10 protein-coding genes are annotated in these 11,792 nt (G+C 38.0%); 1 reads left to right on the top strand and 9 read right to left on the bottom strand.

Annotation, left to right across the window (positions count from 1 at the left end):
- From QMD82_07600 to QMD82_07615, 4 genes are all read right to left on the bottom strand, one after another.
- The coding region (locus QMD82_07600; GenBank protein MDI6851779.1) for a hypothetical protein at nt 1-543 on the bottom strand (543 nt) is incomplete at its 3' end.
- Nucleotides 544-600: 57 nt separating this feature from the next.
- On the bottom strand, nt 601-3,921 hold the full coding sequence (locus tag QMD82_07605) for an adenylate/guanylate cyclase domain-containing protein (protein ID MDI6851780.1): 3,321 nt from the start codon (nt 3,919-3,921) through the stop codon (nt 601-603).
- A 356-nt stretch (nt 3,922-4,277) separates the two neighbouring features.
- Nucleotides 4,278-4,802: a phosphatase PAP2 family protein gene (locus QMD82_07610; GenBank protein MDI6851781.1), complete on the bottom strand. Its 525-nt coding sequence runs from the start codon at nt 4,800-4,802 to the stop codon at nt 4,278-4,280.
- A complete protein-coding gene (locus QMD82_07615) occupies nt 4,799-5,059 on the bottom strand; it encodes a DUF167 domain-containing protein (protein MDI6851782.1) in 261 nt (86 codons plus the stop codon). The genes QMD82_07610 and QMD82_07615 overlap by 4 nt, the downstream gene beginning before the upstream one ends.
- A 103-nt stretch (nt 5,060-5,162) precedes the next feature.
- On the opposite strand from QMD82_07615, the gene QMD82_07620 reads away from it, so the two are divergent.
- On the top strand, nt 5,163-8,522 hold the full coding sequence (locus tag QMD82_07620) for a diguanylate cyclase (protein MDI6851783.1): 3,360 nt from the start codon (nt 5,163-5,165) through the stop codon (nt 8,520-8,522).
- Here the strand turns inward: QMD82_07620 and QMD82_07625 are convergent.
- The 5 genes from QMD82_07625 to QMD82_07645 form a co-directional block, all read right to left on the bottom strand.
- Nucleotides 8,506-8,928 (bottom strand): SoxR reducing system RseC family protein, encoded by a 423-nt coding sequence (locus tag QMD82_07625; protein ID MDI6851784.1) that lies wholly within the window; start codon nt 8,926-8,928, stop codon nt 8,506-8,508. The genes QMD82_07620 and QMD82_07625 overlap by 17 nt on opposite strands.
- A complete protein-coding gene (locus QMD82_07630; protein ID MDI6851785.1) occupies nt 8,925-9,752 on the bottom strand; it encodes an RnfABCDGE type electron transport complex subunit B in 828 nt (275 codons plus the stop codon). Before QMD82_07630 ends, QMD82_07625 begins: the two co-directional genes overlap by 4 nt.
- 12 nt (nt 9,753-9,764) lie before the next feature.
- Nucleotides 9,765-10,349: an electron transport complex subunit RsxA gene (rsxA, locus tag QMD82_07635; protein ID MDI6851786.1), complete on the bottom strand. Its 585-nt coding sequence runs from the start codon at nt 10,347-10,349 to the stop codon at nt 9,765-9,767.
- A 9-nt stretch (nt 10,350-10,358) separates the two neighbouring features.
- Nucleotides 10,359-10,964, bottom strand: coding sequence for an electron transport complex subunit RsxE (rsxE, locus tag QMD82_07640; protein MDI6851787.1), 606 nt, complete (start codon nt 10,962-10,964; stop codon nt 10,359-10,361).
- The coding region (locus QMD82_07645) for an FMN-binding protein (protein MDI6851788.1) at nt 10,964-11,792 on the bottom strand (829 nt) is incomplete at its 5' end. The genes rsxE and QMD82_07645, both read right to left, overlap by 1 nt.

Here is an 11,792-nt window from a genome sequence, read left to right on the forward strand (position 1 = left end):
CGCCACATCAACACTGGTACTGGTTACAGAAAACGCTGAAGAGAATATGTTAACTCCATTCCGCTCAAGAATTATTTCGCCCCTGAGAACATGTCTATACGAAGTCATAACGTCGGTACTATCCACATATAGGGTCAAACGGAGTGTATCTGACAAGCTATTGACCCAAATCAGACGGACGAGGTTTGTATCGGAGAGTCCTCTGTGTATCCAAGCGGTACCTTCATAAAACCATTCTCCATAAACAGTATCGCTTCTTAAGTATATGTTGGAAAAGAGATTCACAATATTTATAAAGGGAGTTGGATCCGTAAGATCTTTGACCCAGAAACCCTTATCAATGCCAACTAAAATAGGAGTACCATCCGGTTCGGGCAGTTGAGCCAATTGAACCGCCGCATCACTATTATTTATATCTTCCTCAGTTTGACTTAACTCACCAGTGGCAGCAGTAGCCTCATCATCGTATGTATTAACAGGTTCTTTACAGGAAAAAAACACAAAACTTAAAACCAAGGCAAATAGCACTTTAAAAAACCTCATCACTCACCTCCCATTAAGTTATAAGTTCAACAATTCAACAAGTCAAGTACGGTACTTTCAATTAAATCTCTTCAAAAATTCAAGCAATAGATGAGAGCCTCTTTCCTTCAGCATGCCCAAAAGGTAACCTTTACTCTTCTGATCTTTAATCTTAGGAAATATCGAAAAATCTATAAGAAGCTTTAATGGTTCTTCATGAATAAGATCGCTCGCTTCAACTTCGACCTTACCTCCTAAAATGGAACAAATTGCTAACCATGATATCCTCAATTCCTCTGAGCCCTTTTCAACGAAGCTCCTTAAGGAACTCAAATCTTCAAAATCTAAATAATTTATTTTTCCTCTACAAATATATTCTACAATTGCAGCATAAAGGATAGCTTCGGCCTTTCGGAGGCCCATCTCAAAGAAAGCTTCCAATTCCTTAGCCTCCTTCAAGAAATTCACTGCGCTTTCACAATTACCCAGCAAGCATTCAAGTATAGCACGATAAACCTTTGTCTGAAAGAGCCTTTTGTTATCATAAAGTTTGATAAAGATTTCTTCCGATTTTATGAAAAATTCCTTTGCTTCTTTAAATTTTCCCAACCTGTAGTTTAATATGCCGCTTAAAAAGAAAATTAATCCAATTCGAGATGGCTGTAAATCAGGATAACTCAAAATGACCTCATCCAGCAGTTTTTTACCTTTTTCAAAATCAAACAACTCAAGATAAATATTGGCAAGATTGATGGAAGACTCAGCTACATAGGCCGGTAATTTCAAATCAAGAAAAACCTTCCTCGCTTCTTCATAGTAATCCTTCGCTTTTTCAAGGTCCCTTTTGTTAAAGTAAACCCTTCCCAGATTATGCATGGCAACAGCCAACAAGAACCTGCTTCCAGAGTTCTTTATGACAGACAGTGCCTCCTGTAAGTAGCTTTCAGCAATATCGAGTTTCCATAATTTCAAATATAATTGGCTTAAATTAATCAAAATTTTTGCGCGCGCTGTCAATTCACCAATTTCCTCGAAAATAGACTTGGCCCTTTCATAAAAGGAGATTGCCTTTTCATAATTATCGTTTACCTGCTCAATATTCCCCAACAAATTAAAATCCGCTCCAAGAGTCTTTAAAGCATCCCAGGTACTTAAACCATACTTTTCAATAATTTCAATACTTATGTTAACATACTTCCTCGCATTTTCATGATCGCCTATTCGCCAATAAACCCACGCTTTCTTATAATTAGAATAGGAACTTATCTCTGGATTTGCAGAATTAACAGCCTTTTCGAGATATTTGAAGGCCTCCTCAAATTTTGATAATTTCTCATAAATACCCGAGAGAAGTATTTCGTATCTGAGTTTAAGTAAAGATCCGTCATCAAGCTTGCCAATATAAGAATTTAGCAAGTTCAATGCATTCTCAAAATCACCAAGGCCCTCAAGGCACTGGGCGATTTTATAAGCAGTTTCCGGTGTTTCCTCGAGATTCTTATAGCAATTAAGGGCATAGGAGTAAAATCCTTTGGAATAAGCTACATTTCCAGCCTCCTCGTAGTATCGGGTGGCATCTGTAAAATCACCAGCCTTCTCGTAGTGATAAGCCACCATATAAAGCATGTGTTCATCCTTATCTTCAATCTTTTCCAATTGCTGTGCTACCAAACGGTGCAGTTTTTCCCTTTCCCTCTTTGTCATTAGAGAATAAACCGCCTCTCGCAAGAGTTCATTCTTAAATATGTATTCAAAATCACCACGAATAAACGAAACCTCCTGAGAAATAATAAAACCTTCTCTCTCTAATTCGTTCAACTCATCACCCATGGTCTTTCCCGTAACAGACTCCAAAACCCCTCGCCAGAAATGCTTTCCAATTACTGAAGCAATTTTCAAAACTTCCCTTAAATGTTCCGGAAGACTATCAACAGAGGAAACCAACAAACCTGTTACAGTCTCAGGTATTTCGTACTCCTCTGCTCTGATTCGCAAAGGGTTAAATTCAAGGAGGCCTTTGTCCCTTAAGAAGTAAATAAGTTCCTCCACAAAGTAAGGATTCCCTTTTGTTTTTTCAAGCATCCTGCTAATGAAATCTTCAGAAATAGAGTTCAAATCAACTTGCAACACTGTCCCGCAAACTTTCTTGACAAAATCCTCACCAAGCCCCTTCAATTCCATTCCGAAATCTATGGGAAAATATCCAAGTGGTTCCCTTGAAATACACAAAACAACCACGCTACCCAGAAAAACCTTTTTCGATAACTCGTTTAAAAAATACTTTGATTCACTGTCAATAAACTGACAATCATCAAGAAAAATAACAAATTTACTGATATCCTTAACCAAAAGTTCAAATAATCCAAGCATGCTTACCAGAAACTCCTTCATCAACTCATCAGAAAACTGCATCTCTTCATTGAGAAAATCAAAGATCTTTGTTCCCAAGATATCTGAGTCTATTTTAGAGAGAGCATGGCTTTTTTGTAAATATTGAGAAAGGTTTTCTTTGGTTTTCGGCGTATAGGGCATCAATGCCGAAAGCAAGTCCTTAAGTATTTTTCTGAAGGCATAAAGAGGCAATTGCTTAATCGGGTCACACCTAAGAAAAGAAACTTTGACTTCAGGCAGAGTAACTGAAATTTTACCCTTGAATTCTGAACATAAACGGGTTTTCCCAATACCAGCTTCTCCCGTAATTTCTGCAAAATGTATTCCAGGTTTACTCACCCTATCTAAAAACCACTTTTCAAGTTTGCGAATTTCTTCTTCTCTTCCAACGAATGGGGTCTTGAATCGACCTCGGACAGAGAATTCACTCTCGCCAGTTTTTTCACCAACAACCTCAAAAATTCTCACCGGCTCTTCTCTGCCTTTCACCCTGACCCTACCCACATCTTTGAAGTAAAAATTCTGAAAGGTCAAATTTACAACAGAATCGGTTACATATATTTTCCCCGGCTCTGCTATGTCCTGAATTCTCTGTGCCACATTAACAGTATCGCCAAGAACCGTGGGCTTTTCGCCTGCAATTGAAGACCAGAGGGCCTCTCCCACATTTATTCCAATTCTCATTTTAATATCTGTTCCTCTCAGACCATTTACCTCTTCCAGATAGTTCTGCATAGAAATAGCGGTGCTAATCGCTCGTCTCGCATCATCACCGTATGAAATTGGTGCTCCAAAAACAGCCATCACAGCATCACCAATAAACTTATCCAGGTACCCACCATTTTTTTCAATAATCTCTTTGAACTTACCAAAAATCCCATCAATCAGTTCTTGCAAGTCCTCAGGATCTAAAAACTCTGAAAGAGTGGTAAACCCCTTAATATCACCAAATAAAACTGCTACAATCCTCCTCTCAGGCTTAATGCTGGATCGACTGGCGATATCCATTTTATCCATTATTATATAGTATCAGGCAGGTTTTAGAGAGCCCAAAAAGATCATTATGGTAGATGTAAACCCCTCTCAGGATTATGATGAAGCGCAAGTTATTATACAACGATTAAAACTCTGCATAAAAACGCAATCTAAATCACAAGGCATAGTTGGCATTGATGAACTTACACCCATCGTTGTATCATGTTTTTTAGTTTGGATGCAAAAGAAACGCTTACAAAAGCTTGTCAAACCACTCCATAATGTTTTCCTTTGGGTTTAACGGTGACATATGCTTAAACAGCCTTTGGTTTTGAGGAGGTTAATAAATCTCAAGTTTTCAAGGATCGTTCTTTAATATAAACAGAAAATTAAAATCTTTCCCTGATTTTATAAAACAACTTTCCACCAGCATAACCTATTATGGCACCCACAATAATATCTGATGGCCAGTGTCTGCGTAAATAAACCCTGGAAATAGAGACACCCATTGCCCAAAGATACAGTGGGACTTTGTACTCGGAATGCAATGAACTGTAAAAAGAGGCTATGTAAAAAGCAGTGGCAGCGTGTCCTGAAGGAAAAGAAGAATTGCTTCTATTATTACGGCCATCGGGCCGCTCCCTGTTCGTAATGTACTTTGTTGCCTGAACAAATAACGATGTTGCACCAAGACCAACCACATAAGACCTCATCGCTGATTCCTGACAATCCCCCCAGAATGACCAATAAACCAGAGAACCAAACAGCACTGTTTCACCATCACCACTGTTAGTTAAAGTTTTGAAGACAAAGTCCGATATAGGTGAACGCAAGTCTTCGGAAACAATCTTTAATCCTGAAGAATCTACACTCCCAAGTGAAAAGGCAAGGATTATTTCCACAAAAATTCTCATCTAAGCCTCCTTTGAATCTCCTCTTCAGAAAGGTTTTCAGAAATTTCAATTATTTTCAACTTGCTGTGAATCCCTGAAACAATTTTTACTGAGCTTTTCCTTATTCCGAGTTTATCAGAAACAAAATTTATAAGGTCCTCGTTGGCTTTCCCTTCCACTGGTGGTTTCTTTATTCGCACAAAATAGACACCATCTGTATACTTTATCCCGTAATTTCTGGAGCCCGGTTGAACTTTAACTTTAATTCTAACCCCCACGTGCTAAATTATAACATCGATTTGACGAACATTGATAGAAACGGAAAATTAAAAAATTTGACATTCAGTTTTTTTGTTATAAAATAAGTAATATACTTCCGAGATGGAAGAAATTATTCTGAAGGACCCACTGACAGATCTATATCACCACAGTTATTTCATAATTAAAATTAACGAAGAGATTTCCCGTGCAAAAAGAAAAGGCGAACCGGTCAGTCTCCTATTTATTGACATGGACTTCTTTAAAATGATAAATGACAATTTTGGTCACCAGGTAGGCGATGATGTGTTGAAACAGTTTTCAACAAAACTTAAGGCAATTGTTAGGGAGTCGGATCTTATATTTAGATATGGCGGGGATGAATTTACAATAATCCTTCCAGATATTTCGATAGATGAAGCGGTCAAAATAGCGGAGAGAATAAAAAACCAACTGGAAAATGCAGGATATGGACCTTCTAAAAATTTAAAAATCTCTCTGAGTATTGGCATTTCTCAATTCCCCATTGACGCTATCACACCAGAAGAGTTGATAAAAAAGGCGGACGAGCGATCTTTAATCAGTAAAAGATCGGGAAGAGGGAAAATAATTTTCGGAAGTGAAACGCAAGAAGAGACCAAAAGTATATCCCTCTCAGATGTCAGAATCATTGGAAGGGATAGGGAAATAAACTTTATTTCAAAATCCTTACAGGAATTTTCTACAGGTAAGAATTTTATAATAATACTTAAAGGCGTGAAAGGGGCAGGGTTATCAAGATTATTAGAAGAAACTTTAAAACTGGCAAAGGTGTTAAATCTCAAAACTCTTGATGTCAAAATTAGTGAGAAAGATATTTCCCATCCCTTTCCGCTACTAAAAGCAATAATAAGGAGTCTTGTTATAGAGAAAAACTTTACACCAAAGGACGAAAGGTTTAAAAATGAAATCTCATTTTTCCTCCCAGAATTTTCCAGCGGTTCAACTGCAATTACAATAACCGTGAACGAATTCAGAGCATTATCGATAGTAGAAGAAATGCTTCTGACATTTACAGAAAACGAAAGGCTTCTAATCACTATTGACAACGGGCATCTATTGACCACAAGGAATTTGCAACACCTTGCACGAATTTTAAAACAAGATAATCGATCACAAATTTCTGTCGTGATAACCTCCAGAGCGCAATCTTATCTAATAGAGAGCCTCAAAACCGCTACTACCGAAATCCATATTTTGGAAATAAATCCTTTGAGGCGAGAGGAGGTAAAAACTGTTCTTTGGCAAATACTACGGTTCGAACCCGACGAAGAGTTTCTTAACTGGGTTATGGCGAAAACTGGTGGCAGACCTCTATACGTAGACAAACTGCTAAATGTTTTACTCATGTCCAAAAAACTCTTACCTGGTGAAACAAAGTGGATATTGAGCGACACTTACTATGCTATAACCGAGAGTGTGGCACTTCCCTTAGCTGAGGAAATCCAATATCTAAGTCCAAAGGAAAAAGAGGTCCTTGATTTTTGTGCAGTTTACAATATCGATTTTTCTGTTTCCTTTATAGCACAAGCATTAGACCTATCCATTTCCGAAGCTTTAGAAATTTTTGATAATCTTTCAAGAATGGGATATATTGAAGAGGTCATTCCTTATACCATTTTTAGATTTCCAAATCCCTTCATTCGAGAAATTATGTACTCACAAATCCCCAGAGAAAAAAGAATTAAACTTCACTTCAAAATTGCAAAATTACTGGATGAAAACCCTGAAGAAACATCGAGGTTAAATCCACAAGTTTTATATGAACACTATATTAGTGGTGGAATGGAAAGTAAAGCTATACCATATATGGAACTTCTCGTCAAAAACTCTATAAAGAGAAGAGAGTTTAAAAAAGCGATAAGGTACATTCAACGAATCCTTGAAATCGCCGAATTTAAACTACACATTTCTGAAAAAATAAGCCTTTTAAGGCAACTGGGAATGTGCTTAAGGTGCGATGGCGAGTTCGAAGAAGCACTTAGTAAATTGCAAACCGCATTAGAGTTAGCCATAAGGTACAACGAAAAATACGAAGAGGCTTTAATTAGATTGGAAATCGCATGGATCCAGCACGAATTAGAACAAAAAACAGATCTGCTTCTAAACATTGAAGAGATCCAAAAGATTGCAAACCAGATAAAAAACAGCGAGATTCTTGCAAACGCTATGATTTATAAAGCCTTGTACTATCAAGATTTTGAGAATAATGTTACAAAGGCTATTCTGACTTATGAAGAGATAATTGAAATAATGAAACAAGTTGAAAACCATGAGATTCTTGCGAAAATTTATGGGAATCTGGGTAAATGCTACACGCAATTGAAGCAATACGTAAAAGCAAAAGAAACCTTCGAGATTGCTCTTTATCATGCGAGACTATCTAACAATCCAGAGTACTTAGCATCTATAATGCTAAATTACGGAACTACACAGTTTATAACTCAGGATGTGGAAAACAGCAGAATAACCTTTGAAAAAACCTTAGAATTAGTAAAAGCCGAGAATATAACTCACCTTATCCCCCATATCTCAATGAACCTCGCCATGATATACTCTAATTTTGGAGAATATGCAATAAGCGTCAGTTACCTTGAAAGGGCCTTGGAATATGCAAGAGAAATGAAACTGGAAGCTGAAGAGCAAAAATACTTATTGCTGCTATACGGCATAAGGTCCTACCTTGGAGAGCACGACTACCTCGCACCAAAATTGCTTGAAATACTTGATTCTGCAAAAAAATCTGCCAACATACCCCTCAAAGAAAAAGCGGTTCAATATCTCATAAGAATCTACACCTTTACAGGGAATTTCTCTCAGCTGGAAAAGTTACTCATGGAGGTTCAGAACTTTAAAAGCCTGAGGGAAAAAATTCTCGCGGAAATCCAAATTTTTGAGACTCTTGTGGTATATTCTGCCAATCCTCTCCCACTTAAACAGTCAATAGAAAAGAGAAGAAGAGAAACCCTCGAAAAACAAGATTTCACAAGCGAAATCGGGTTTAGCGCTAATTTATATCTCTACAAACTTATAACAAAAGAAAGCGTAAATATTAATTTTGAGCATTTACTTGAATCAGCAAGCAGTATAAAATTAATCAGAACTTACATAGATCTTTTGCTTTACGACTTTATTCTTGAGAAGTATGGCAAAAAATATTTGCAGCTAATAGAAAATATGATAAGTAAATTTAATTTGAAGCAGAAGCTTCTTTACGAAATAGGACTAACACTTAATGAAATTTCAAACGGTACGAAGGAAGATATTGAGGAAAGAATTGGCGAACTCGAAGCCAAATTAACAGAACTTGACGCTAAATATGCTTTGACTTTTCTTTACCGTGGTCTTATAAATCAACCCATAATACACGAAGCAGGGCTTTCGGAAGTTTACAACAACAAACTGAGCAAGCTGTTAACTGACAGGCTTAACTTTTACGTTTGACCTCAAATTTAAATAGTGATTTTGTAAGCTTTTTATCAAATAACCGTAGAATAAGAAAATAGACTCCCATCAGTGCAAATCCAAAAATGGCAGAAATTGGCTCAGAAAACTTAACGCAAACACCCACATAATACCCCAGAAGAAATGCGATAATTGGAACCAAGAAAATCAATCCAGTAGCAAAGATAATCCCTGTTATTTTCTCCTCACAGATAACCTCATCACCTGGTGAAAGTCCATTGCCGCGAACTTCTATTATATCTTCACCCTTATCTTTACCCCCAAGGCTACAGAACTTTGAAAATCCACAGGCCGAACATGTTCCATTTTCCCTCAATATCTTTACAAGATAACTGTTTTCTCCAACTTTTTTCAGTACAATACCCCTTAAACTTTCTTTATTCAATATACCTTTACCTCGGCAAATTTCTTATCAATGGCTATAGCTCCTGTTGGACAAACACCAACAACTTTTTCAGCCACTTCGTCAACCTTATCGGGCTCAAGAATATAAGCGAGATTATTCTCAAGCTTCATCGAACCTTCAGGGGCATTCTTTACGCATAGACCGCACCCGATACATGCAACCTTACAGTGGCTTTTAGCAACAGGCCCTCTATCGAGGCTTTTGCAGAACACAAATACTTTTCTATCTACAGGAACAAGTTCAATGATATTTCTTGGACATGCCTCAACGCACTTCCCACAGGCGGTACATCTTTCTTCTATCACCTTGGGTAATCCATCTTCTCCCATATACATTGCGCCAAAGGGGCAAGCTTTAACACAATCACCGAAACCAAGACATCCGTAAACACAACCTTTATCTCCCTTTAAAGTAAACTCAGCTACCCTACAGGATTCAATACCGTTGTAATTTGCTCTACGAGTAGCATTTTCCTTTGAACCATTGCACATAACTTTTGCCACAAGCTTCGTAACAGACACCACACTAAGGCCCAAAAATTGTGAAATCTGATCGGCAACCTCCTGACCACCAGGTGCACATTTTCCGACGTTTGTCTCCTTTCCACTTGCAAGTGCCTCAGCATAATCAGCGCATCCAGCATATCCACAGGCACCACAATTAGCACCTGGAAGAATTTCCAAAATTTTCTCAACTCTCGGATCTTCATGAACCGCAAGCTTTTTAAAGGAAAACACTAAAAAAAAGCCAAAAAAGAGCCCAAGGCCAAGGGCAAGAAGCAAACTATAAATCACCACATTCATTTGCAATCCTCCTTATTGTAGAGAAACTACCCCAGAAAAGCCCATAAAAGCAAAGGCCATAAGCCCCGCAATTAGTAGTGTAATAGGTGCACCTCTCAATGCCTTCGGTACATCTCTTGTCTCCAGTTCTTCCCTTATGCCAGCTATAAGAAGCAACGCTATGGTAAAGCCAACACCGGCACCCAATCCCCAGAAAGTGTTTTCAATAAGGTTATAATTCCTCATTGATCCAAGAAGCGCAAGGCCCAGGACTATACAGTTAGTAGTGATAAGGGGGAGAAATATCCCAAGAGCCTTATACAGATGTGGAGAAAACTTTTTAACAACCATTTCTACAAACTGCACAAGAACTGCAATTACAAAAATAAAAACAATTATCTGAAGAAATTCAAGATGCAATGGCCTTAAAACAAAATGATCCAGAAGGTTTGTTATTATTGCAGTCATCGTCATGACAAAGGTTGCTGCGAATCCCATCCCTATAGCTGAAGACACCTTCGCTGAAACACCGAGAAACGGGCAGAGACCCAAAAAATAAGTTAGTATAAAATTGTTTGTTATTGCAGCAGCAAAAAATATTATTAAAGGCTTTAACATTTACTCCTCCTATTCCTTTTTAGTTACAAAGTTCATAAACCCAATCAAAATCGCAAGAGTTAAAAACGCACCAGGAGGTAGAATCATTACAAGGATAGGCTTATACCACGTCCCAAAAACCTTGTATCCAAAAATCGAACCAAAGCCCAAGAGTTCTCGAATGGCTCCCATTGCAACAATCGCGATGATGTAGCCAAAGCTCATTCCGAGTGCGTCCATCAAAGATGCGATAAGCTTGTTCCTTCTTGTGAAGGCCTCCTGTCTACCCATTATTATACAATTCACAACAATTAGAGGAATGTATGGCCCAAGGGCTTTTGAAATATCAGGAAACTTCGCCTTTAAAAACAGGTCTGCAATGGTAACAAAGGTAGCAATCACAATAATAAACACGGGGATCCTTACTTCATTGGGCACAAAATCCTTTATAAGCCCAACTACGAAGGAAGAGAAAAATAGAACAAAGAGTACAGATAGCCCCATCGAAATACTGTTTATAACAGTGTTGGAAACCGCAAGTACTGAACAAAGACCCAGGAGCTGAACAAGGACTGGGTTTTCTCTAAAAAGGCCTTTAATAAATTCATACCCAAGACTTCTGTTTTTAGGAGCCATTATCTAATCTCCTTTTTTAAAATTTCAAAACCTTTGTTTACAGCAGAAACTACAGCATCCTGTGTTACAGTAGCACCACTTACCACGTCAACATCACTCAACCGGAGAGGCAAATCTTTGTTATTCAGACTCCTGAAAAATCCCTCAAATCTTGTTCTCTCAGACATCACTTCCCCTGACAGGGGGATAACCCCGAGAATCTTTTTCATATCCTTATCCACCGCCAGGAAAATGGTGACTGTATCGCTGTAACCAAGAGCTTTAGAGATAACACCATACCCAACCAATTCTTTATCAGTACCTTTGATCAGATAATAATTCTCTACTTTCTCCAGTCGAGTATGCGGAAAACAATTTGAAAAACTGGTTTCGAGCTCCTCTTCTTTACAGGAAGTCCCACCACCAGAGATATAATTTTTTAAAATCTGAGCAGCATCATTAACAATTTTTACAACAGACTTAGAAGATATCGTAGCACCAGTTATTGCTTGGATCTGAGACCTATTTTCTGGCGCCTTACCTTTCAAAACTTCAATAGGGGGGGTTGTGCCTGTGAATTGCTTCTTAAACCAATCCTCAACTATTCTATTGCCAAGGCCAGGGGTCTCGACGTTCTCAAGAATTTCTATACCTGTAACTTCAGAAGCGTCGGTATTAAATCCAACCATTATCTTAATAGGTCCCTGAAAACCACTTCCTTCAATCATCACACCATAGCCTATTATCTTACCCTCTTCATCTCTCGCTGTGAAAATAAAGGTACGGTCGTTGATTTTTACTTCCTCATAACCAGAGGTTCCATTCAAAACAGCAAGAAGTGCCTCCTTC

The sequence above is a fragment of the bacterium genome, assembly GCA_030019025.1.
In the GTDB taxonomy this organism is placed as follows: domain Bacteria; phylum Hydrothermota; class Hydrothermia; order UBA1063; family UBA1063; genus UBA1063.

What these genes read in the sequence shown, in the direction of transcription:
- QMD82_07630 (MDI6851785.1), bottom strand. Translation starts at nt 9,752, where the DNA reads ATGAATGTGGTGATTTATAGTTTGCTTCTTGCCCTTGGCCTTGGGCTC.
- QMD82_07605 (MDI6851780.1), bottom strand. Translation starts at nt 3,921, where the DNA reads ATGGATATCGCCAGTCGATCCAGCATTAAGCCTGAGAGGAGGATTGTA.
- QMD82_07610 (MDI6851781.1), bottom strand. Translation starts at nt 4,802, where the DNA reads ATGAGAATTTTTGTGGAAATAATCCTTGCCTTTTCACTTGGGAGTGTA.
- rsxE (MDI6851787.1), bottom strand. Translation starts at nt 10,964, where the DNA reads ATGGCTCCTAAAAACAGAAGTCTTGGGTATGAATTTATTAAAGGCCTT.
- rsxA (MDI6851786.1), bottom strand. Translation starts at nt 10,349, where the DNA reads ATGTTAAAGCCTTTAATAATATTTTTTGCTGCTGCAATAACAAACAAT.
- QMD82_07620 (MDI6851783.1), top strand. Translation starts at nt 5,163, where the DNA reads ATGGAAGAAATTATTCTGAAGGACCCACTGACAGATCTATATCACCAC.